This is a genomic window from Pseudomonas defluvii, assembly GCF_001695625.1.
Lineage (GTDB): Bacteria > Pseudomonadota > Gammaproteobacteria > Pseudomonadales > Pseudomonadaceae > Aquipseudomonas > Aquipseudomonas defluvii.
This window is the reverse complement of the sequence record NZ_MBPN01000036.1, coordinates 17,081-38,085: the sequence shown is the minus strand read 5'-3', so window position 1 is coordinate 38,085 and position 21,005 is coordinate 17,081. Positions and strand designations below refer to the sequence as shown.

Sequence of the window (21,005 nt, the reverse complement as noted above, 5' to 3'; positions counted from 1 at the left end):
CCAAGGTCCAGGGTTGTTGGGGGCAGGCTGGTGTTGGCAGGTGTTCAATCCCATAGGTTCACCATCTGTCGCTGCGGTGCGGTGGCCTCTAGATCCGGCAAGGTGATGAGCAGGCCGGCTGGTAGCACCGGGCCGTGATCTGCCAAACCGGGATTTGCGGCCAATACCGCTTCGCAAACGCCGGCTGTACGGCCGTAGTGCCGCCAGCAGAGCGCATCGACGGTGTCGTTTTGCTGGGTACGCAGTTGCTCGGCCATCACAACAACTCAACGGTTGTGCGGGAGACACCGAGAAAATCCCGGATGGCCCAGCGTTGATCGCGGCGGTAGTCATCAATGGTGGGCTCGTTATCGTCGGCCTTCTTGGCCCCGCTGCCGGAGCTATCGAACCCCCGGTACCGCTCGCAGACCTCTGCTCCTGCGGCGCATTCAACTGCGCGCAAGTACAGGTAAACCAACTGTGACGCGCCCTGGATCTTCTCACTTGGGACTTCGTCCAATGAGGCGTAGCCGGCGGCCTGTTTGGCTGCTCGCCATTCGACCAGGTCGCGGTTAACGCTGATGATGCCCGCGATCACTGCTGTTTCAAGCCGGGCACAGGTCACGCTGGAGTCAATGCGCAGGGTCTCCCGCAGCTTGTCCAAGTCGATCGACGGCCAGAACGGCTCGCTGTTTACGTGAGCTCCTGGGACAGAGGGGCTCGGCGCCAGACCGCCTGGAATGAATCCGCTCATGATGGCGATACTCTGAATAAGTCGGCGGTGGTCGGGACTTCACAGCTGAGCGAGATTCGCCGCTGATCCGCCCCGAGCCGCCGGGTTGCGTGGGACGCTCGGTTAGCCGGTGGGGCCGGCGAGTTTCTTGAGGAGCCGCTCGGCGCGTTCCAGATCCTTCTTGCCACCGCAGTGATCGTGCAGCTCAATTGCGCGCTTGAGCAGATCAATGCCGGTCTGCAACTGACCTAGTTGGCCTGGATTGGTAGCGTCCAGACCCTCTAAGTTGCCTCGACCCAGGGCCAGCTTGAGCTTGGCGCGGACCTCGTCGGGCATATCCTGCTTTTCGGTGAGGTCGGCAGTACGAACCATGACGTCGATGGGGAACGATTCGCCTGCCTTCTGTGCCTTGAGCGCCGCCTCGGCGACTTCCTCAGCAACCAGGCAACCAGTGGTCCGGTTGAAGCGGTTGGGCATCTTCAGGCCGTGCTGCAGAACGTACACCGCGACATCCAGGCCGCCAGTCCAGTCGCCGGCATCAAAGCGCCACAACATGACAGTGGTGACCACGTCATCTTGCGCACCGCGGCCTGCTGAGAGCACGCCGTCGATGTAGGGCTTGTACTCACCCAGGAGCTCGGCCTTCACCAGTGCTTTGTGTTGGGTTGACTGAACCTGCTGCAAGCGCAGCTGATCCTGTTGGAGCTTGGCGAGCATCAACTCGTAGTTGCTCAGGCCATCCATGAGCGCGGTCGGTGCGGTGAGTGCCGCCTCCTGGGCGGCACGCTTGCGCAGTTGGGTACGTTGGGCGAGGGTCAGGCTCATGGCTTAGACCTTCTCGATGTTTTCGACCAAGGCGCAGGCGCCGAAGTCTTCGACGACGTAGGACTCGTTGGACGACTGGTAATCAGCGACCTGGTCGTACTCGGGTTCGTCACGGATGTGACGGCGGCGCTTGTCGGTTTGGACGTAGATGGACAGTGCGCTCAACGGACCAACCCAGACCGCACCTTCGATGAAGAATGGAACGTCGTGTTCAATTGGCAGACCGCCAACTCGAGTCTTGACGATGATTTCGTCTGCGGCATTGGCCTCCTGGTTAGAGGTAGCGCCGTTCTCCAGAGCCTTCAGCTGCTTGGCGTGCAGCAATGCTGGGTCGATGAGGGCGACCAGGTCAGAGCGCTTACGGTGCCAAGGGTCCAGCAACTGGATGGCGTCGAATACCAGGGCGTCGAGCGTCTTATAGTCGCCAGTGGCGCCCAGAGTTACCTTGCCGGCGACATCACCCTCGTCGATGACACGCTCAGGCGCTCGGTCGCGCATTTTCTGCAGCCATCCAATGTTCACGTCTTGCAACATTGGGTTGGCTGCCAGGTCTGTGTCCGCGGCCGCACTGGTGCCGTTGAAGCCGATCATGATGCGGTCCAGGCCCTGGCGCTCAGCGATCGAACCAGACAGACGAGTCTGGAAGTCCTTGAACTTCGCCCAGGCGTCGAGCTTCGCATACGGCACAGCAGTGTCGAAGTTGGTTTTTTTGCAGGCGTAGGTATCAGCTTTCAGCGAGCTAACGTCACGTGGCTGACGTCGCTTGCCAGGACCGGTCGCGGTGCGGCTGGCGGTCGGACCATTGACGCCGAGCATGATCGCCTCACCTTCGGCCTCGTCGACCTGGATGATGTTGATCTTCTTCAGGAATGCGCTGGACTCCTGGATCGCGCTTTCAAGCTTCTGCGCGGGAGCCGGGGCAACGGTGTAGGCCTCCGCCGCCGAAGTGACGTCGTTGATCTTGGCTTGCTGGGCCAGGTAGCCGTTGTAGGCGATTCGGGTTTGCTTCTGCATGGTGGTTCTCCGAACTGGGGTGTGGTAGCGACTGGGGTCAGTAGTCAGCGACGACTTGGCCGTCGCCGCCAGCCATAGGGGGGCGCTTCTGCTGGGTGTGGTCTTCGCTTTCGCCCAGGCGCTTGACCAGCTCGTTGAAATCGGTGGACAGCTTGTCGTGCTTGGCCTGGAGCTCTTCGCGTGCAGCGCGCTCGGCAGTGAAGGCTTCGGCCTGTTCGACGCCGTGGGTGGCGAGCTGGTCGATCAGCTCGCCCAGGGCGGCGAAATTGGCGGCGTCCTTGCCTTCCTTTTCCTTGCTCTTGCCCAGGAGGACGCCAACCTTTTCGCGCAGGCTGGCGAACATGCTGGAGGTCTCAGTGAGCTCCTCGAATTCAAAGGCGGTCTCTTCCGCCGCGGAGAAGAGGTTGTCCTTGTCCTTTTTGCGGCTGGCCAGCGAGCCGTGCTGAGCGCTGAACGACAGTGCTTCGGTGCCAAGGCTGGCCGGGGTGTCGGTTACAGCGAGGCCAACCAGATAGGCTTTGCCGCTGTCGGCAAACTTCGGGTCAACTTCGATTGAGGTGTAAATCTTCTGACCCGCCTTGTTGAGGGCGATCAGCGCGTCATTCGGTTCCAACTGAGCAAAGAGGGCCAGCTTTTTCACGCCGTTGATTTCGACTTCTTCGGCTTTCAGCGCGAAGACATCGCCATAGGCGCCGAATTCGCCACCCGGCCAAGCCCACTTGATGTGCTCGCAGTTGATGCGGGCGCCGTATGTGTTTGGACTGTAGGTGCTCGCCATGTCCTCGATCCAGCTGCGCTCGATGTTGCGACCATCGGTGGTCGCGCCTTCGACGGCGATACGGGTCCATTTGGAGCGGAATTTCTTGGCTGGGGATTTGGTGCTATCGGACATGCCGGGAATCCTCATTGGGGTGGCGTTGTGCCTTGCGATGAGGGGCATGGTCCTCAGCCGGCTGAGCCACGGCAACGCGCTGGCTTTGTAGGCGGGGGGGCTACAGGGCGCGGCAGTGGGGCAACGCGCGCGTGAGCGTCAGCATCGGCGCCATGAACACTACCGCCCAACTCACGACCGATCCCCGCCGCCAAGCCAAGTTCATGTACTGGACGGGTTGGCGCATCACCGATATCGCCGATTACTTGGGCGAGAAAGAGAAAACAGTCCACAGCTGGAAAGCTCGGGATGGCTGGGACAAGGCCGACAGCGTCGAGCGGATTGGCGGTGCCTTGGAGGCACGACTCGTTCAACTGTTCCTCAAGGAGGGCAAGACCAGCGGCGATTTCAAGGAGATCGATCTTCTCCATCGCCAGCTTGAGCGACAGGCGCGCATTCAACGCTACCAGGGCGGCGGTACCGAAACCGATCTCAACCCGAATATCGCCAAGCGCAATGAGGGACCGAAGAAGCAGGCTGTGCGCAACGAGCTGAACGAGGAGCAGATCGAGCTGCTCGTCGAAGCCTTCCGCGACGGCTGCTTTGACTACCAGTTGGATTGGTATCGCGCGGGGAACCAGCGCACCAGGATGATCCTCAAGAGCCGGCAGATCGGGGCCACCTTCTACTTTGCTCGGGAGGCGCTGATCGATGCGATCACTACAGGCCGAAATCAGATCTTCCTGTCTGCGAGCAAGGCCCAGGCCCACCAGTTCAAGACCTACATGCAGTCGTTCCTCAATGAGGTGCTGGGGGTCAAGCTGACCGGCGACCCGATCGTGCTTTGGAACAACGCGGAGCTGCACTTCCTCGGTACGAACTTCCGCACCGCCCAGGGGCGGTCGGGCAACTTCTACTTCGACGAATTTTTCTGGGTTCACGGCTTCGCCGAGATCAACAAGGTCGCGTCGGGCATGGCGCTACAGAAGCGGTGGCGCAAAACCTACTTCTCTACGCCGAGCAGCATGGCGCACCAGGCCTACCCGTGGTGGACAGGGGAGCGCGTCAACAAGGGCAAACCAACCGCCCAGCACATTCAGCTAGACGTCAGCCATGAGGCGCTTCAACAGGGCCGGCTGGGCGAGGATAAGATCTGGCGGCAGATCGTCACGATCATGGACGCCGAGTCCCGCGGCTGCGATCTGTTCGACCTGGACGAGTTACGGATGGAGTACGACCCCGCCGCCTTCCAGAACCTGCTGATGTGCCAGTTCGTTGATGATGGGTCGAGCATTTTTCCGCTCTCGATGCTGCAGCCGTGCATGGTGGAAAGCTGGGACTGGCCGGGCTACAGCCCTTTTGCGATGCGGCCATTCGGCGAGCGTCCGGTCTGGATCGGGTACGACCCAGCCGAGAGCGGTGACTCTGCCGGCTTGGTAGTACTGGGACCGCCGCTGGTGCCGGGCGGCAAGTTCTTCGTCCTGGAGCGTCATCAGTTCCGCGGTATGGACTTCAACTCTCAGGCCGAGACCATCCGGCAGGTGACTCGCCGCTACAACGTGACCTACATCGGCATCGATACAACCGGCATGGGCAGCGCGGTGGCGCAGCTGGTGCGCCAGTTCTTCCCTGCTTTACGGACTTTCTCCTACAACCCCGAGGTCAAGACTCGCCTGGTGATGAAGGCCTGGGACGTGATCAGCAAGGGCCGTTTGGAGTTCGACGCTGGGTGGACAGACGTCGCTCAGTCGCTCATGGCCATCCGCAAGACCATCACCCCAAGTGGTCGCCAGTTCACATACACCGCGGGCCGAAACGAGGCCACTGGCCATGCGGATCTGGCCTGGGCACTTTTCCACGCATTGCACAACGAGCCGCTGGAGGGCCAGACCGTGGCCAACACCGGAATCATGGAGATCTATTGAGATGGGCACTTTTGAGCAGGCCGGCACTGTGCCGGCGAGTGTGGACGATCGGCTGGACGGCCCGGCTGGCAAGGCTGAGGCATTCACCTTTGGCGAACCGATCCCGGTGCTCGATGGCCGGGAGGTCCTAGATTACCTTGAGTGCTACGATAATGGTCGCTGGTACGAGCCGCCAGTGTCCCTTGAGGGCTTGGCTCGTTCATCGAAGGCCAGCGTCTACCTGCAGTCGGGTCTGATCTTCAAGCGGAACGCTCTCGCACGGACCTTCATTCCTCACAGGCTATTGAGCCGACAGGCGTTCGAGCAGATCGTCATGGACTTGGGATGGTCCGGCAACCTTTACCTGGAGAAGCGCGACAACATGCTGCGCCAGGCTCTTGGCTTACGACCATGCCTGGCGAAGTACATGCGTCGAGGGTCGGACCTGGACACTTACTACCAAGTGCGAAGTTGGCGGGATGAGCACGAGTTTCGTGCAGGGAGCATCTGCCATCTGCGGGTGGCGGATATCAACCAGGAGGTCTACGGACTGCCAGAATGGCTGCCAGCGCTGCAGGCAGCCCTGCTCAATGAGGCGGCGACTCTGTTCCGGCGCAAGTATTATCAGAACGGTAGCCACGCCGGCTTCATCCTGTACATGACCGACGCGGCTCACAACGAAGATTTCGTCGACGACCTGCGCAAGGCGATGAAAAACAGCAAAGGGCCGGGCAACTTCCGCAACCTATTCATGTACGCACCGAACGGGAAAAAGGACGGAATCCAACTTATCCCGATTAGTGAGGTTGCCGCCAAGGATGACTTCGGCACGATCAAGAACATAAGCCGGGATGACCAGCTGGCAATGCTGCGCATTCCGCCTCAATTGATGGGGGTGGTGCCGCAAAACGCGGGCGGCTTCGGGTCAGTGCGCGACGCCACTCAGATATGGGCACTGAACGAATTAGAGCCTGAGCAGGCAAGACTGTTGCAAATCAACGAGTGGTTGGGCGAGGAAGTGATTTCGTTCCGACCTTACGAGGTACCGGCGAGCGGGGGCTGATCTCCGCGTATTGAAAGAGCCGCCATGCAGGCGGCTTGGCTGCAAGCGCTTGTTTAATTGTCTGCGCGAGCTCTCGCATCTTTTTCCTCAGCAGCCGCCCGCGCACCTTCAGGCACCAATTCGTACAAGGCCTTCAATTCTGCTGGCTCGGTTATGCCTTTATGCACAATCAGATTAAGCATTTTGAACATTTTTGACGCGACTAAATCGACGTCTGCTGCATCCATCTCACCAGGATGCACTGCATTGTTGCCTGTAATCCTCACAGTGTCCGCAACATTAATAAGCAGTTGGGGGAGGACGCCTTTCTTGGCTAGCTCTCGAATATCGGTATCGATTTTATCGCCCTTCTCTCCCAGATGAACGCAAAGCTTCTGAAGCGCGAGTCGAAGTAGCGCTGCTGCTGCTCGGGGAGACACCCCAAAAACCGCTGCTGCTTCCTCGTAATCCTTTCTAACGTCCTCTGGCATATCTGCAGCTGGGCGCGGAGCTGTGGTCGAAAGTGGGTCCACCATCCGGCGCTGGTCTCTTCGCCAAAAGCTTGGCTCATCGCACTTCATGCACAGAGCTCCCTCCAGGATGCTGAAGCCGGCGTTCTCGTAACGGAGATTCCACCACGTCATGTGCGCATATGCGCCGCAGTGAGGACAATTGAATGCCTCCAAGCGGTACTGCGGTACCACTGTTTCCATTGCACTTTCCTTATTGACTTGTTGTACCCGATGACCGCCGCACTCATTAATACCAAACCATCGGGAAATGTCTACTGGACCCGGGCGCGCGCCCTCGTCCCCCCGCCACGCCTGCGGGCTAAATATGCTGGGATTTCTGCACCCCTGCGGAGTACTGCGGGCGGCCCAGGAGCGGGGCCCTCTGCGGTTTTGAAATAGTAATCTTCCCTGCGAATCCCTGCGGGGAGGCAGCTATTGAAGGGTAGGTGATGCACCACCCAATGCCCTGAGCTGATACGCGCTGACAGCTTGGAATAGTGACTCAGCTTCGAGGCGCAGCAATTCAACCTGGTCGTCAGGTAGAACCCCTTTCGCCTCGTGGTATTTACGAAGTGCGGCCATCGCCTGGTTCATCAGCGGTTCGCTCAGGACCATCAATTCGTGCAATCGTTTTCCATCAAGCTTGGTCATGGGACCTCCTGCGAGATCCTTGAATTGTAGGTATCAATCGATGCGTTATCGGCCATCTTTTCAGGATGGCCATCAAAAAAAGGTAATTTCGGTTAGGAGGGTAGCCAGGACATGCTGCAGGCCTTGAACTGTAAGGGTTCCAGCGATTACCTAAGAAGGTAAGTTGAGGTAAGGATAAAGGTAATTTTTTATTAAGCGACTGATTTTAAAGGGTTTTGTATTTTTGTGATCCAACCTCGGTGGTAGGTAATTAGCTTACCTTTCAATTACCCTAAAATTACCTTTTATCAAATCTCTCAACACCTTGATTTATAAGGCTTACAGGGCTTTTTTGAAAACCAATTACCAAAATTACCTTTTTTTGATGGGTCAACCTGAAACGGCGATTACCCCTTTAGGTGCCGTCCTTGCGAGTGACGTGTGCATCCGCGCTGGGAACACTCTGGGAACAAAAACGCTCACGCACGCACACTAAGGCCCACGGAAATCAAGGCCTCCAGCCTGGCACTGGCGTTTACGTTGAGTTCGAATCTCTACGCTTCCGCCATATTCAAAGCCCTGATTATTCAGGGCTTTTTGCGTTTTTGGAGGGCGGAAAACTTGACGCTGAAAAGGCAAGGTGTTCCGCATCTTTTCGATGGTGTTCCGCAACTCCTCTGTAAAAAAGGTTTCATCGGGTTGGTTTAACGATCTCCCCGACGCGGCGGTAAACAGTCTGCGTGATCCGCTTATCGGTGTGCCCTAGTAGCCTACTCGCGTGCGCCAGGTCTTCAATTTCGCTCGCTGCTTTGGGGCGGATATCGCGAAACTGGAATTTACGAATGCTGTCAGCCAGGACGCTATCAAGGTCTTCCATCGCTTTGGCGGCGGCCTTGGATCTCGCATCGTCAAAGCGAAGGCGCAGCATCGCTGGCGTCACGTTGCGGCCGTCCTCTGTCACGATCAGGTAAGGGTTGCGAACCCCTCGCGCCTTGCGTTGGCTCAGAAGGCGCTCAACCAGTATCCCCAACTGGCTGGTCTCTGTTTCCGACTCAAGACGTATCCTCAGTTTTTTTGTCGTTTTGCCTTGGGCGAATTGCAGAAAACCATCAACCACGTCTGTCGCCCGGGTGGCCAGTACATCAGCTGGGCGTTGACCGGTCAGATAACCCAAGTCCATTGCATCGCGCAACTCGGAAGTGGCGTGTTCGTACACCGCATCCCAGATCGCCGGTCCTGCATAGAAGTCCCGAGGAGTCTCCTTGTTCTTGCGGATACCGGTCGCTGGGTTTGGGCGGTCCGTAATGCCCCACTCCCTTGCCATGTTGAAAATGTGAGAGAGAAGGGCGATCTCCCTATTCGCCCTAACCTTGCCTGTCCGTCGATCTCGATATTGGGCAAGTACTTGAGGCGTAATCAGCTCCATCGGGGCATCATCGAAGGCTTTGCGCAGCTGTTTGAGCTCGGCCAGGTTGTCCTTCTGGGTGCGCGGCTTTTTGCCCGGAATGACATCCCTTTCATAGCGATCGAATAGCTGCCCCATCAGGCGCGTTATTTTTGGAATGTGTAGTGGTCAACTAATCCCGGACACTGCGTTAAGTTTTTCCTCAGCAACAGCGGCCGCCAGCCCGCTGTTGAACTGATGCGGTCGCTGCCAGTTGTAGCGCTGCATCAAAAATCGACCGATATCCTGCTGTGCCAGCGATGCGCTCATGTAGCCCACCAGCTTGAGTTCAGCGCGCAGTTTGCGCAGTTCGGCCTGCTGATCATCGTCTTGCTGACGCTGTTCTTGGGGCTTGCTGTAGACCTTGATCCAGGCGTAGAGGCTGTGCACGGACATGCCCAGTCGCTGAGCGACATCGGCGACAGGTTTACCTTTTTCGGTCACTTGCTTGACCGCTTGAATCTTGAATTCTTCGGGGTAACGCAAGACGACTCATGGCACCTCCTATTTGGGCCTCATTATGAGGCTTGGAGGTGTCTAGGAAACCAGGGACGATTCAGAACGGGCATGATCCGTATGCCTATCTGAAGGACGTTCTGACTCGTTTGCCGACGCAGCGGGCGAGTGACATTACGGAGTTGCTGCCGCATAAATGGGCGCCCGTTTAACCATGCAAGGCATGTCCGCCGGACGCTAACTGTTCAATGGCTGTAGGTAGGACTTGCTACGGCTATGAAAGGGCCAACCGCAGAATCGCAGGCATCGTAGTCAGTATCAAAATTATGGACATAGAGATGTTGAAGGCTAACGAATAACTGGGGCGCGTTAGCACCTGCCGTAATGCAACCCCACCCACTGCCCAGATCCCCACGCATAGCATCGACAGAGCCGCCAATAGAACACCTGCTAGGCATAGGTTTAGCACATGGTTTTCGACGGGTATATAGGTTGCAGATGCGCTAATTGAAAGCGCCCACGCTTTCGGATTTATCCACTGAAATGCCGCGCCCGCCACTAGCCCCATTGGGGGCCGGCTGTCCTGACCGATTTCCAGCGGGCCGCTGGTTGCAATTTTCCAGGCCAGCCAAAGGATATAGCCTGCGCCGACGACGCCTAGCGCTGTATGAAAACCTGGCGCCGCGTCAAATAGGGTACCTAGCCCCAGCCCAAGCAGCACGAATTGCAAGCTGACTCCAAGGGCGATACCACTCACCAAGGGCATCGTTCGCATCACGCCAACCTTCGCACCTGAGACCAGCACCATGGCGTTATTAGGGCCCGGTGTACCGGTCATCACTATGGCGAAAATCACAAATGGAATGAGGAGCGTGGGATCGGTCATGACAAGGGTGAGCCTGGTTGAGAAGTGCGTGAATTTTATAGCGCAACTTACGCACAATGGTTGCATAATGACGTAAAAACCCAGGACTGACGCAACTAATGGCAGAGTTTGACCAGATCGACAGAAGAATATTGTGTGAGCTTTCTCGGGACGCCCGCCAGACCAATTTGAAGCTGGCCGAACGAGTCGGGCTGTCTCCCTCCGCCTGCCTGAGAAGGGTTCAAGAGCTAGAGCGATCTGGGGTCATCACAGGCTATAGGGCGGTCATCGACAGATCTCGCCTAGGAGCAGGGTTTGTGGCCTACGTTACCGTAGGACTCTCCAATCACACGAAGGACAGTCTTCGGGCTTTTGAAAAAGCGATCAGCGCATGTCCGGATGTGGTTGAGTTTCACACCGTCACCGGGACTATTGAGTATCTTCTGCGTGTTGAACTGGCGGACATGAAGGCTTACAAGACATTCCACAATGATGTCTTGGGTACGCAGCCGCATGTTTCTTCGATTACGAGCTACATCGTAATGGACACGCCAAAGAACGACCGTGCCTAAGCTTAGAGACTGCGGAGGGCCACACGTAGAGCACCGGTCTTGATGCAGAGTTCGAAAAGTGGGTTGCCCGGACGCTTACCGATCTCTAGGCGAGAAAACAGATCCAGCATTACTGCCAATTACAGCCACCCTTCGTAGGTACGGATGTAGGCGGTATCTGTCACCCAGACCGTATTCGGTTCATTGCGCAGCGGCATCGGCCAGTTGTTCTGCGAAGGCCTGGAGTTCTGCGAGTTGATTTACGGTCAGGGGCATCGAATGTGTCATCGGGTCGGTGCAAAGCCTGCCCACAGTTGGCGCTTGCACAAAGTTGTCTCCTCAAGGGGACATTGATTTTTCGCGCACCGCTTAAAGTCCTCTGCAATTCCGAACGGCTCAGGCCAATAAACATAAAAACCGGAGATGCACTGCGATGCACACACCGCTCGCCGAGCCTCGTCGCTCAATTTACTTCAATTACCAGGTTTTCCCTGCCCACACTGCCAGTGTGAATGCCGCACAGGTCGAGCGTCGCCCTGTGGTCATTGTCGGCGCCGGACCTATCGGGCTGACTACAGCACTGGATCTGGCCCGCTACGGCATTCCGTCGATTGTGCTGGAGGCTGAACGTCAGGTCAGCGAAGGCAGCCGCGCCATCGTGTTCACCCGCCGCTCCCTGGAAATTCTCCAGCAAGTCGGTGTCGCCGAACGGGTGATGGCGGCGGGGCTTAGCTGGCGTTTCGGTAATTCCTTTTACCGCAACCAGCGGGTGTTCCGCATGGAGGCCCCCCACGACCCGGACGATCGCTTCCCGCCGATGACCAACCTGCAACAGCCTTGCCTGGAGCAGTTTCTGGTCGAGACCTGTCAGGCCAACCCGTTGATCGAGTTGCGTTGGGGCAACAAGGTCACTGCGCTAGTGCAGGCCGGGGATTATGCGACGCTGGACATTGATACGCCGGCCGGTGATTACACGCTGGAAGCCAATTGGGTTATCGCCGCCGATGGCGCGCGCTCGGCCATTCGCAGTTTGCTTGGCCTGCAACTAGAAGGCGCCGCTTATGAAGGGCGCTTTGTGATTGCCGACATCAAGATCGACCTCGACCTGCCCACCGAGCGCCTGGCTTACTTCGACCCGCACTGGAACCCGGGCAATACGGTGCTCATGCACCGGGAGCCCGGCAATATCTGGCGCATCGACTATCAGCTGCCGCGCGATGAGACGCCGGAACACGCCTTGTCCGCCGATTCCCTGCGCGAGCGAATCAATGCACAACTGGCCATCGTTGGGGTGCAGAATCCGCAGTGGGAGCTGGACTGGTGCTCGGTGTATTCGGCGCGGGCGCTGACCCTGCCGAACTATATTCATGATCGCGTGATTTTTACTGGAGATGCCGCGCACTTGCTGCCAATCTTCGGTGTTCGTGGTGCCAACACCGGCTTTCAGGACTGCCATGACCTGAGCTGGAAACTGGCCCTGACCATCAAGGGCGTTGCCGGCCCGGGCCTGCTCGCCTCCTACAGCGCGGAGCGGGTAGGGGCCGCGCGCGAGATCATTGCCGAAGCCGGCAAAAGCACGCGCTTCATGACCCCGCCAACGCCGGGCCATTGCCTGGTCCGCGATGCGGTGCTGTCGCTGTCACTGACTCAGGCGTTCGTACGTCCGCTGTATCACTGGCGTACCTCCCGGCCCCATGACTACGTTGATTCGTCGCTCAATTTCAAGGGCGATGACAACAGTCTCTACAGCAGCGGCCCCCATCAGGGTGCTCCGCTGTTGAACATTCGGCTCGGTGATGACCAGTTCCTTTTCGACAGGCTGGGCGCGTCGTTCTACCTGCTGTACTTCACCGACGCCACCGAGGTGCCGGGTGATATCCAGGCTCAGGTGCAAGCACTGCGTGAGCAGGGTGTGCCGCTGCAGCTGCTGGCTGTTACCGGCAATCGGCAAACCGCAGTCAGCGGCGCGGACGGGCAGGTGGATGACCACAGCGGGCACCTGCGCAGGAAATACGGGGCGAAGACGGGCAGTGCTTATCTGGTGCGCCCGGACCAGCACGTGTGTGCACGCTGGCATCAACTCAGCGGCCAGGCGCTGCGCGCCGCCATCGAAACGGCCTTGGGCAATGAGTGAGGACAACAGCATGGAACACAAACAACTGACCCTTATCGACATTGAAACGATCTACGACCAGCTCGCCGACGCTCTGGATCAAGCAGCCCAGGGCAAGCGCGAACTGTTCCTGGTGAAACTGGCGCTGCTCAGTGCTCACGCTCTCGGCGATGCCGAGCAGTTTATGGCGTTGACCCGCACCGCGTTGCTGGACCTATAACCAGCACCCTGCCAATCGTGCAATTGCCACCGGCTTGAATGATCAAGCCGGTGCGCCTTCCTATAACAATAATCAGGAAGTCCCCAATGACTCGCAGCCCCATTGTCAGTGCGGCCACTTCGGCGGTGGCCGGTGCTCAAGACCGCTACCAGCAGGTGTGTAAAAAGGTCTCTAAAAGACTGATTGGCTTTTTGTTTGTCTGCTTTGTCTTGTCGTTTCTGGATCGCATCAACATCGGTTTTGCCGGCCTGACCATGATGGGCGACCTGGGCTTGAGTGGCACCCAGTTCGGTCTGGCCAGCACCTTTTTCTACATTGCCTATATCGCCTGTGGCATTCCCAGCAACATGGCCCTGGCGCGCATCGGCGCTCGTCGCTGGATTGGCAGCCTTATGATTGCCTGGGGCGTGGCCTCCACGTGCACACTGTTCGCCACTGATGCCACCTCGCTCTACCTGCTGCGTATCCTGGTCGGGGTGACCGAAGCGGGTTTTCTGCCCGGCGTGCTGCTGTACCTGACCTTCTGGTTTCCCGCAGCCTACAGGGCCCGAGCCAATGCGCTGTTCATGATCGCCATGCCGTTCACTGCTGGCTTCAGTGCGGCACTGTCGGGCCTGATTTTGGGGTTGGACGGCGTGTGGGGGTTGAAAGGCTGGCAATGGCTGTTCCTGCTTGAAGGCTTGCCCTCGGTGCTGATGGGCTGCGTGGTGTTCGGTTACCTGGATGACCGCCCGCAACAGGCCAAGTGGTTGGATAACGAAGAAAAGATGCTGGTGCAGAAGGCGCTGGATGCCGACCGGCAGGCGTCGACACCCGCCGCTGCGCAGAATGCGCGCAGCGTGTTGGCCGAACTGACTTCGCCGCACATCCTGCTGTTCTGCCTGGTGTATTTTTGCCTGGTCAACACTCTGGCAATGATTGCGGTATGGACGCCGTTGATCGTAAAGAGCTTCAACACAGCCAGCAGTAACGCCTCGATCGGTCTTCTGGCAGCGATTCCACAGATTTGCACCATCATCCTGATGGCCGTCTGGGGGCTGCATTCGGACCGTACCCGTGAGCGCCGCTGGCACCTGGTGTTGCCTATGCTGCTGGCGGCGGCAGGCTGGCTACTCACGGCGCTCTCGAGCGTTCCAACGGTACAACTGGTGGGTGTGTGCTTGGCTGCCAGCGGCTCCTACAGCGCCATGTCGATCTTCTGGACTACGCCGGACCAGGCCTTGAGTTTCCGCGCGCGTGCCGTGGGCATTGCGCTAATCAATGCGGTAGGGAATATTGGCTCGGCCGTCAATCCGTTGGTGGTCGGCTGGCTGAAAGACCTGACCTTGAATTTCGGTTCAGGCTTTGTCTATGCGGCCGTTCTGATGATCCTCGGTGCGCTGTTGGCCCTGCGCCTGCCCATTGCCGCGCCAGCGATGCCAGAGACCTCGCGCTAAACGATGGTAGAGTAGCGGGCACGTGCGGTTGGCAATCACCACACCACCTGTGCCCGACACGCGGAGAGAACCCGTCATGCACTACTGGCCCTTGCGTCCCGGCAGCAGTGAACACAGCCTCAATCTCGGTCACACCGCCAACCTGCTCGCCAGGGTCGGTGTGAACCGCAGCCGGTTTTTGGCCGCTGATCTGCTGCAGGTCATCGGCCCCGGTGTACCGCTGGCCCAGTGCACGATCTTTGCCTATCCGAAGCGCCGTAACCCAGAGGTGTTCTCCTTTGCGGACCGGGCGCGTGAAGTGTCGCTGCCGGTGATTTCCAACAAGTATGTCCAGCGCTTCTTTGGCCTGGATGGCAACCAGCAGGCGATGAACCAGAGCAGCGCCGTGCACAACACCATCGTGCAACGCCAGTCCATCGATGACATCGCGCACAGCGAGTACCGGCGCATCTGTTACGAGCAACCACAGATTTCCGAGCGCGTGGCCTTGCTGACCCACTGCGAAAGCAACCGCTGGCTGTCGGTGAACTTCTACCGTGGTCGTGAGCATGGACGTTTCTCGGAACGGGAAATGAACTACCTTGAAACCCTCGCACCGCTGCTGATCCAGGCCGTGCGCCTGCACTATCACGCGTACCTGCATGCCAACGAGATGCCTCTATTGCTGGCCGAGCGGGTGATCAGGCAGCAGCACGTGGAGCTGACCTTGCGCGAACAGGAACTGTTGCGCCTGATGCTGAGCGGCCTGACGGTGGAAGACATCGCCGAGCAGCTGGGCGTTCGGCCCGTCAGCGCTGCGACCTACGTAAAACGCCTGTACCGCAAACTGGGCATCAATGGCTTGCGTGAATTGTTCGGGCTAGTCACGCGGGCCGAGTGGGCCTGAAATGGCCAGCGAACAGTAGCTGCCACCGCGGGAGCCGAAGGTGGTGCTGGTTTTGGTGACGAGGGGAGGGCAGTTTGAAAAGCCATCGTCTATTTGGATTACTGATCGGCGAGGCCGCGCTTGCACCATGGTGCTCAAGCACACGGATCGGCACGACTCGAGGACAATGCACCTGGTGTGCGCTTTGCCGGGCGGGCAACCGAGCGGGGCACAGGCCACTCGATCTATTGGAAAAAATTGCTCAGATCCCTTTGACATGCTGGGCACGAGAATAGAGATAGAGGCACTCCTGAGCTACTTGCAGTTGCCTGCTTTACGATACCCCGCTGCCTTAGCGTCAGATTCAGAATCAAACGTTATTTGGTTTTTCGCCGACACCTGCTCATAACCAGGGCATCCCTGTGAGAGGTGATACACCTGACTCTTCCGATTACCAATGATCAAACTTCCCCCGATCGTGCTTGCCAGGGTTGGCTGGGCTGCTGCTTGCTGAGCTTTCACAGGAATGGCGCTGACTAGCCCATCACCAACCGTCTTGTATCCTTGCGTCCAGCGCCGGTCACCCGTTACGAAAGGATTGGAATGACCCATGATTGCAGCGATGCGTCTATCTCGCTCTTTCTCCCAAGACGAAACCGGGAACTGCTTGTCCCAGGCCATCAGTAGCTGTTGCTGCTGACGAGACATGCTCAGTTTGTATCTGTCGAACATGTAAAAGGTTGTCCTTGCGACCAGCCCTTTGACCTCGTCACGTGGTTCGGCAGTTCGTTGATCGAAATCAACCCGCGTCTTGCACTGTCCATACTGCGGCGCTACCCCGTTAGCCATGCCGTAGTTGAAATTACTACGGTCGCCGTTCACCTCCCCAACTGCTGGATAGAGGTTGAACAGGTCAGCTTCCATCGCTCGAAACACGGGATCATCGTCCACACAGTGCTCGCGCCCACCGTTCTGCCAGCATTGGCGCTGGTGACCGAATGTCCAGGCAGGAACGATGTGTTCCCATTCAGTCCGTTGCGCGCGGCTCTGTTGTTCCCTGGTTTTATAGCCGCAAGACTCAGCATCAACCCGGCCACCCGACTTACCTACCCACGTCCACTTGCAGCCGCAATACAGCTCGCCCATGGCACTGTTCGCTTGGTCGAGGTAGATCTTCTGCTTTGCTACGACCTTGGCTTCGGAAAAAGTCGACGGAGGGTTTGAGAAGGCGGGAGTGATAACAGAGAGGGTTAGCGTTAGGACATAAAACAGTTTTTTCATGAGACAGTGTTTTCAAATTCAGGTCGCGCATCATACGCGCCGGACGTAGGGCTACGCCTGTAATCTGCGGGAATTTAACTCAACGGCTGCTGGCGCAACGTTGGCTGCAGATAAAAACAGAGTATTGGTTGAGACCCGATGGTATACGCAGGCGTATGTAAAACAGGGGCTCGCCAACAGTAATCAGGATTTCGTGAAACGCAGATGAGGCTCGAGATTCTTCAAATATGAGTAACCGTTTACAGTGCGGGGACATCACATCGGAAGGTCAGTGGGTTTGAGACCACCAAGCACGTTAACAACGGTCTGGACGTTCCAAACCGAGGTCCAGTTACAGGCATTGCTACACGATGGCCTGTTACAGGGTGACTGGCCATACGTCTGTCCCGAGAACGAGGCGGCTTACCGCCTCATGTGCCGCGAAATGGCGGCCCGTGGGTTGTCCTGCGAAGGGCGACCGCCAGTGTGGGGTTGGCATTCTTGCGGTGGTTACCAGCGAGCACCGGACGCCGAGCTGGCGCGCCAGTTACTGAGTGACCATCAACTGATCGAGACGCCCATGGTGCTGTTGACGTTCGAGTGCCCAGGCGATCAGGTGCTGAACTCGGACTACAACGTTTGGTGTGATCAGGTGTATTTCCCGCTATCTTCAAATGCAGCGTTCACGCTATTGCCTGAAACGGTGCTTGGGTTGTTCGAGATCGACTACACGGCATTGGACGACGCACCGATTCAGACTGTGTTGCCGAGCTTGCGGCGCGAGTGGCTGGTGGAGGTGCGAAAAGTGCGTCTCGATGCCTATCATGAGGTATGTATTGCTGAACCTTGGTGGTCGATGTCATCCCCCACCAACATGTAGTGGCTTGCAATCGAAAACAGCCATATCTGTTACGGTCAATCGTTACATTATCGAGGGCAAGGATGAAGACGCATACCTATGAGGCTATGGTGACCTGGACGGGTAACGTGGGTGAAGGCACCTCCAGCTATACCGCCTACTCAAGAGACTTCGTTGTTGATGTGCCAAGCAAACCGGCCCTTCTTGGATCTGCTGATCCGGCATTTCGAGGTGATCCCAGGCGATGGAATCCCGAGGATATGCTGGTCGCATCGTTATCTGCCTGCCATAAGCTTTGGTATTTGCACCTTTGCGCGGTCAATAAGGTGAACGTACTGGAGTACGTCGACCAGGCCCAAGGGAACATGGTCGAAGGTGACGCACATCGAAAAGGACATTTCACCGAGATCACGCTACGCCCGCGAGTTAAGGTGAGCGCCGGTTCAGACACGGATTTGGCGATGCGTCTGCATGAGGATGCACACCATGAGTGCTTTATAGCCAACTCGGTGAATTTTCCGGTGAGCTGCGAGGCTGTTATCACTGTGGAGGAATAGCGCTAAGGCGCTTTGGAGGAACGCATCTGAATGAGAGTCCGGCCATGCCACAACCTTAAAGCAAGCGCCTCCCGAGCGTCGCTCGTGAAATAGCCAAGCGGGTATCGGTTTTATTTATGGGCATTGGCTGCATAACCAGCTTCTTGGCGTCCCTTGTCAGGGGGCAGGCGCCAAGTTACCTGATGGCGCATCCGCAGAAATCGAATCCAAACGATGAGCAAAAACGCTCTTCGAACTTACACAAGCCCAACGAATGACAGGATAACCAGGACGATCACGACGGCCCCGACGATATAGACAATGTTGTTCATGAACGCCACCTCTTGATCTGAGCAGAATTGCAACACACACGGTGTCTTGTTTAGACGATACGGCACCTCTGCCCGCAATTCCGTTCGGCAACGCACATAGCGCCGTTCCCAAGACGTAACCTGCGCGTAGAAAGGCAAGTTGGCGAGTTGGGCAGGTGCGCGAACTTCTGCCTTGCTGGTGTCGACACCAGAGCTCATGCTGCCTCGTCCGCCATAGCCGCTTGTGGTGCAGCCTTGGGCTTACCCGGCTTCAACCGTGACACGCCAAACAGCACCAGTGCCAGGCCGGCGATTTGGTAGGTCGAGATCGTTTCGTTGAGCAAGGCCCAGGAAGCCAGCATCGTCAGCACCGGCCCCAGGTTACCTACGGCTGCGGTTTGTGTGGCGCCCATGCGCTGGATTGCCAGCGCCGCCCAGTAGATCGGCAGCACGGTGGAAAACACCGCCATCAACCCCGCGTTGATCCAAACCGCCGTAGGTAAATGGCGCCAGTTTCGAGGTGATCGCGCAGCTCGTAGCCCAGCGTGCCGGCATTGCCATGCTGCCCGAAACTGCAGCCCATCGTGCCGCGCAGGAGCTGTCTGTCCGCTGGGTGCCGTTGGAAGATGGGCGACGTTGGAAATGCGACTGTGCTTTCGCGGGTGGGATACGTTGCGTTCCCATGGGCGACGTTTCAATCTCAAGTGATACCACCCACCACTACCCGCCACCCGCCGACGCGCCTTCCTGAGCTTGATACTTTTCTATTGCCGCATTGGCATTGAACAGCATGCGTTCGGAACCCAGTTTTTCATCGAATTTGGCACGTCGCACCATATCCAGTACGCCAGGGTTCAAGCCTGCGAGCCAGAGGCTGGCGCCCAGTTCGGTCAGGTTTTTTTCACCCTCTATAAGCGCCTGAAGTGCCGAGTATTCGATATCGGGCACTGCGCTCATGTCCCAGACAATCACGTGTGGTTGGTACTGCGCTTCCAGTGCGATGATTTGTTCTTTCACGTAGTCGGCATTGAGGAAAAACAGGCGGCCTTCTGGTCGTACGATCAATAGCCCCTTGAACGTTTCATCATCAGGGTGCTCTTCTGAAAGAGGGCGCAGTACGTCGGTGCCGGGCTTGCGGCCAAGGACGTAGAGGTGCGGGCGTGCGGTCTGGTAGGCCAGGCTGACCAACGATACGACGATGGCTACGGTAATCCCTTGCAGTGTGCCGAACAGCAGTACACCGAGCGTGGCAACGAGCGCCCAGTGGAACTCCATGGGCCGTACTTTGCGGATTGCCAGGAACTCCTGCGGCTGGATCAGCCCCACGGAGTAGTAGATGACGATGGCAGCAAGGGTAGCGTGTGGGAGGAACCCGAGTAGCCCCGAGAGCAGCAGCATGGTAGCCAGTGCGGTTGCGGCCGTGACGATGGAAACTTTTTGGGATTGCCCACCTGTGGCGCGTACAACCGCCGTTTGAGACGTGCCGCCACCGGCCGGCATTGCGCCAAACAGTGCGCCGCCAAGGTTACCTAGCCCAGTGGCAACCAGCTCACGGTTCGCGTTGATGGGTGGGTCGCCGGGCCGCACAAAGGCACGACCTGCCGCAATCGTCTCGGTAAAGCTCATCAGGGCGATCCCGAGTGCACCAGGCACCATCTGCTCGACCAGGGTCAGGTCGGGCAGGGTCAGTGAGGGTAACCCTTGTGGAATCACTCCAACCGTCGAGGCGCCAAGTGCTTGCAGGCCGAAGTACCAGGAAGCGGCAATACTGCCGCCGACCACCACCAGCGGGGCAGGCGAGTGCGTCCACAGACGCTCCATCAGGATGAGTATCAGGAATGCTGCTGCCGTCACTGCAAGGGTGATCAACGAGCTTTCTGGCAGGTGATGGACGATGTTGAGGATGTCGACAAAAAAACCGTGTTTGGTGATGTGGATACCCAGCAGTTTTGGCACCTGGTCCAGCACGATCACTAGGCCGACCCCGGCTTTGAAGCCGCTTAACACCGGGGTGGAAATGAAGTTCGCGAGAAACCCCAGGCGTATCAGGCGTGCCACGAGCAGCATCACACCAACCAGTGCGGTTAGCGTTGCCGTTGCCGTGATCAACTTTCCGGGGTCGCCATCGGGGACGGCCAAACTGATCTGTGCTCCGGCCAGGATCGCCAGTGTGGCTGAGGTACTGACGCTGAGTACGCGTGATGTGCCCAGAAATGCGTAGATCAGCATCGGCACGAATGCGGTATACAGGCCGACAGCAACAGGCAAGCCTGCAACGGTGGCGTAGGCCATGGCTTTGGGCAGCACAACCGCTGCTGCAGTGAGGCCCGATACGATATCCAGGCGAAGTGACGCGGTGTTGGAGTGAGCGGTTTTCTCAGCCTTCAGATGCGTTTTCACACTGCCTCTCCTAGTCGGTTCAGCCGCTTGGAACGCCGAATGACTCCCTTTCCCGTGACGTTTGAGCGAATGCTTAGCGTTCAGCAGTCGTACTGAGGCCTGACGTAAGCCAAGCCTGTTGGTAAGGCAGGTTCTTTGTCTGAATCAATGATAGATGGGAAAAAGCGAATGATCTTGCA

20 protein-coding genes and 4 pseudogenes are annotated in these 21,005 nt (G+C 57.9%); 10 read left to right on the top strand and 14 right to left on the bottom strand.

The annotated features are described in order from the left end of the window. Positions 1–44: 44 nt before the first annotated feature. The 5 genes from EKA13_RS12380 to EKA13_RS12360 all read right to left on the bottom strand — a co-directional run bounded on the left by EKA13_RS12380 (position 45) and on the right by EKA13_RS12360 (position 3,443). On the bottom strand, positions 45–257 hold the full coding sequence (locus EKA13_RS12380) for a tail protein X (RefSeq protein WP_065759683.1): 213 nt from the start codon (positions 255–257) through the stop codon (positions 45–47). After that, entirely contained in the window at positions 257–733 is a 477-nt protein-coding gene (locus EKA13_RS12375; RefSeq protein ID WP_065759682.1) for a head completion/stabilization protein, read from the bottom strand. Before EKA13_RS12375 ends, EKA13_RS12380 begins: the two co-directional genes overlap by 1 nt. A 102-nt stretch (positions 734–835) precedes the next feature. Beyond that, positions 836–1,537, bottom strand: coding sequence for a phage terminase small subunit (gene gpM / locus EKA13_RS12370; protein ID WP_065759681.1), 702 nt, complete (start codon positions 1,535–1,537; stop codon positions 836–838). Positions 1,538–1,540: 3 nt separating this feature from the next. Then, a complete protein-coding gene (locus EKA13_RS12365; RefSeq protein ID WP_065759680.1) occupies positions 1,541–2,551 on the bottom strand; it encodes a phage major capsid protein, P2 family in 1,011 nt (336 codons plus the stop codon). Positions 2,552–2,588: 37 nt separating this feature from the next. Beyond that, entirely contained in the window at positions 2,589–3,443 is an 855-nt protein-coding gene (locus tag EKA13_RS12360; RefSeq protein WP_065759679.1) for a GPO family capsid scaffolding protein, read from the bottom strand. 152 nt (positions 3,444–3,595) lie between these two features. Between EKA13_RS12360 and EKA13_RS12355 the strand changes: the two genes are divergently transcribed. Both EKA13_RS12355 and EKA13_RS12350 read left to right on the top strand, forming a co-directional pair. After that, positions 3,596–5,347: a terminase ATPase subunit family protein gene (locus tag EKA13_RS12355; protein WP_065759678.1), complete on the top strand. Its 1,752-nt coding sequence runs from the start codon at positions 3,596–3,598 to the stop codon at positions 5,345–5,347. Between the two features lies 1 nt (position 5,348). Next, positions 5,349–6,389, top strand: coding sequence for a phage portal protein (locus EKA13_RS12350; protein WP_065759677.1), 1,041 nt, complete (start codon positions 5,349–5,351; stop codon positions 6,387–6,389). A 53-nt stretch (positions 6,390–6,442) separates the two neighbouring features. On the opposite strand, the gene EKA13_RS12345 is transcribed toward EKA13_RS12350, so the two are convergent. From EKA13_RS12345 to EKA13_RS12325, 4 genes and pseudogenes are all read right to left on the bottom strand, one after another. Beyond that, positions 6,443–7,081, bottom strand: coding sequence for a DUF4145 domain-containing protein (locus EKA13_RS12345; RefSeq protein WP_065759676.1), 639 nt, complete (start codon positions 7,079–7,081; stop codon positions 6,443–6,445). A gap of 231 nt (positions 7,082–7,312) precedes the next feature. Then, a complete protein-coding gene (locus EKA13_RS12340; protein WP_065759675.1) occupies positions 7,313–7,531 on the bottom strand; it encodes a hypothetical protein in 219 nt (72 codons plus the stop codon). Positions 7,532–8,201: 670 nt separating this feature from the next. Further along, positions 8,202–9,071 (bottom strand): annotated as a pseudogene (locus tag EKA13_RS12335) (phage integrase); the annotation flags it as partial. Between the two features lie 159 nt (positions 9,072–9,230). Next, positions 9,231–9,440 (bottom strand): annotated as a pseudogene (locus tag EKA13_RS12325) (transposase); the annotation flags it as partial. A 74-nt stretch (positions 9,441–9,514) separates the two neighbouring features. Here EKA13_RS12325 and EKA13_RS12320 point away from each other — a divergent pair. Beyond that, positions 9,515–9,622: pseudogene (locus EKA13_RS12320) on the top strand (transposase domain-containing protein); the annotation flags it as partial. 62 nt (positions 9,623–9,684) lie between these two features. On the opposite strand, the gene EKA13_RS12315 reads toward EKA13_RS12320, so the two are convergent. Then, entirely contained in the window at positions 9,685–10,296 is a 612-nt protein-coding gene (locus EKA13_RS12315) for a LysE family translocator (RefSeq protein ID WP_083199801.1), read from the bottom strand. A 98-nt stretch (positions 10,297–10,394) separates the two neighbouring features. Here EKA13_RS12315 and EKA13_RS12310 point away from each other — a divergent pair, with 98 nt between their 5' ends. From EKA13_RS12310 to EKA13_RS12290, 5 genes are all read left to right on the top strand, one after another. Next, positions 10,395–10,847, top strand: a complete 453-nt coding sequence (locus tag EKA13_RS12310) for an Lrp/AsnC family transcriptional regulator (RefSeq protein WP_065759674.1) — start codon at positions 10,395–10,397, stop codon at positions 10,845–10,847. 412 nt (positions 10,848–11,259) lie between these two features. After that, complete coding sequence (locus tag EKA13_RS12305; RefSeq protein WP_065759673.1) at positions 11,260–12,960, top strand: FAD-dependent monooxygenase; 1,701 nt, start codon at positions 11,260–11,262, stop codon at positions 12,958–12,960. Between the two features lie 10 nt (positions 12,961–12,970). Continuing rightward, positions 12,971–13,159, top strand: a complete 189-nt coding sequence (locus tag EKA13_RS12300) for a DUF2783 domain-containing protein (protein ID WP_083199803.1) — start codon at positions 12,971–12,973, stop codon at positions 13,157–13,159. 86 nt (positions 13,160–13,245) lie between these two features. Next, positions 13,246–14,595, top strand: coding sequence for an MFS transporter (locus EKA13_RS12295; RefSeq protein ID WP_065759671.1), 1,350 nt, complete (start codon positions 13,246–13,248; stop codon positions 14,593–14,595). Between the two features lie 76 nt (positions 14,596–14,671). After that, positions 14,672–15,481: a helix-turn-helix transcriptional regulator gene (locus tag EKA13_RS12290; RefSeq protein ID WP_065759670.1), complete on the top strand. Its 810-nt coding sequence runs from the start codon at positions 14,672–14,674 to the stop codon at positions 15,479–15,481. A gap of 294 nt (positions 15,482–15,775) precedes the next feature. Here the strand turns inward: EKA13_RS12290 and EKA13_RS12285 are convergent, their stop codons facing one another. Then, complete coding sequence (locus EKA13_RS12285; RefSeq protein ID WP_065759669.1) at positions 15,776–16,741, bottom strand: endonuclease; 966 nt, start codon at positions 16,739–16,741, stop codon at positions 15,776–15,778. A 277-nt stretch (positions 16,742–17,018) separates the two neighbouring features. Between EKA13_RS12285 and EKA13_RS12280 the strand changes: the two genes are divergently transcribed. Together EKA13_RS12280 and EKA13_RS12275 are read left to right on the top strand one after the other, a co-directional pair. Then, positions 17,019–17,600, top strand: coding sequence for a DUF3841 domain-containing protein (locus tag EKA13_RS12280; protein ID WP_176717421.1), 582 nt, complete (start codon positions 17,019–17,021; stop codon positions 17,598–17,600). Positions 17,601–17,662: 62 nt separating this feature from the next. Then, positions 17,663–18,136: an OsmC family protein gene (locus tag EKA13_RS12275; protein ID WP_065759667.1), complete on the top strand. Its 474-nt coding sequence runs from the start codon at positions 17,663–17,665 to the stop codon at positions 18,134–18,136. Between the two features lie 236 nt (positions 18,137–18,372). Here the strand turns inward: EKA13_RS12275 and EKA13_RS12270 are convergent, their stop codons facing one another. From EKA13_RS12270 to EKA13_RS12255, 3 genes and pseudogenes are all read right to left on the bottom strand, one after another. After that, complete coding sequence (locus tag EKA13_RS12270; protein WP_065759666.1) at positions 18,373–18,645, bottom strand: hypothetical protein; 273 nt, start codon at positions 18,643–18,645, stop codon at positions 18,373–18,375. Continuing rightward, positions 18,642–18,929 (bottom strand): annotated as a pseudogene (locus EKA13_RS12265) (DMT family transporter); the annotation flags it as partial. The pseudogene EKA13_RS12265 and the gene EKA13_RS12270, both read right to left, overlap by 4 nt. Positions 18,930–19,146: 217 nt before the next feature. Then, positions 19,147–20,826, bottom strand: coding sequence for a SulP family inorganic anion transporter (locus EKA13_RS12255; RefSeq protein WP_065759664.1), 1,680 nt, complete (start codon positions 20,824–20,826; stop codon positions 19,147–19,149). Positions 20,827–21,005: the final 179 nt, after the last annotated feature.

What these genes read in the sequence shown, in the direction of transcription:
- EKA13_RS12270 (WP_065759666.1), bottom strand. Translation starts at nt 18,645, where the DNA reads ATGAGCTCTGGTGTCGACACCAGCAAGGCAGAAGTTCGCGCACCTGCC.
- EKA13_RS12290 (WP_065759670.1), top strand. Translation starts at nt 14,672, where the DNA reads ATGCACTACTGGCCCTTGCGTCCCGGCAGCAGTGAACACAGCCTCAAT.
- EKA13_RS12300 (WP_083199803.1), top strand. Translation starts at nt 12,971, where the DNA reads ATGGAACACAAACAACTGACCCTTATCGACATTGAAACGATCTACGAC.
- EKA13_RS12305 (WP_065759673.1), top strand. Translation starts at nt 11,260, where the DNA reads ATGCACACACCGCTCGCCGAGCCTCGTCGCTCAATTTACTTCAATTAC.
- EKA13_RS12275 (WP_065759667.1), top strand. Translation starts at nt 17,663, where the DNA reads ATGAAGACGCATACCTATGAGGCTATGGTGACCTGGACGGGTAACGTG.
- EKA13_RS12345 (WP_065759676.1), bottom strand. Translation starts at nt 7,081, where the DNA reads ATGGAAACAGTGGTACCGCAGTACCGCTTGGAGGCATTCAATTGTCCT.
- gpM (WP_065759681.1), bottom strand. Translation starts at nt 1,537, where the DNA reads ATGAGCCTGACCCTCGCCCAACGTACCCAACTGCGCAAGCGTGCCGCC.
- EKA13_RS12375 (WP_065759682.1), bottom strand. Translation starts at nt 733, where the DNA reads ATGAGCGGATTCATTCCAGGCGGTCTGGCGCCGAGCCCCTCTGTCCCA.
- EKA13_RS12365 (WP_065759680.1), bottom strand. Translation starts at nt 2,551, where the DNA reads ATGCAGAAGCAAACCCGAATCGCCTACAACGGCTACCTGGCCCAGCAA.
- EKA13_RS12340 (WP_065759675.1), bottom strand. Translation starts at nt 7,531, where the DNA reads ATGACCAAGCTTGATGGAAAACGATTGCACGAATTGATGGTCCTGAGC.
- EKA13_RS12380 (WP_065759683.1), bottom strand. Translation starts at nt 257, where the DNA reads ATGGCCGAGCAACTGCGTACCCAGCAAAACGACACCGTCGATGCGCTC.
- EKA13_RS12285 (WP_065759669.1), bottom strand. Translation starts at nt 16,741, where the DNA reads ATGAAAAAACTGTTTTATGTCCTAACGCTAACCCTCTCTGTTATCACT.
- EKA13_RS12355 (WP_065759678.1), top strand. Translation starts at nt 3,596, where the DNA reads ATGAACACTACCGCCCAACTCACGACCGATCCCCGCCGCCAAGCCAAG.
- EKA13_RS12295 (WP_065759671.1), top strand. Translation starts at nt 13,246, where the DNA reads ATGACTCGCAGCCCCATTGTCAGTGCGGCCACTTCGGCGGTGGCCGGT.
- EKA13_RS12315 (WP_083199801.1), bottom strand. Translation starts at nt 10,296, where the DNA reads ATGACCGATCCCACGCTCCTCATTCCATTTGTGATTTTCGCCATAGTG.
- EKA13_RS12350 (WP_065759677.1), top strand. Translation starts at nt 5,349, where the DNA reads ATGGGCACTTTTGAGCAGGCCGGCACTGTGCCGGCGAGTGTGGACGAT.
- EKA13_RS12360 (WP_065759679.1), bottom strand. Translation starts at nt 3,443, where the DNA reads ATGTCCGATAGCACCAAATCCCCAGCCAAGAAATTCCGCTCCAAATGG.
- EKA13_RS12310 (WP_065759674.1), top strand. Translation starts at nt 10,395, where the DNA reads ATGGCAGAGTTTGACCAGATCGACAGAAGAATATTGTGTGAGCTTTCT.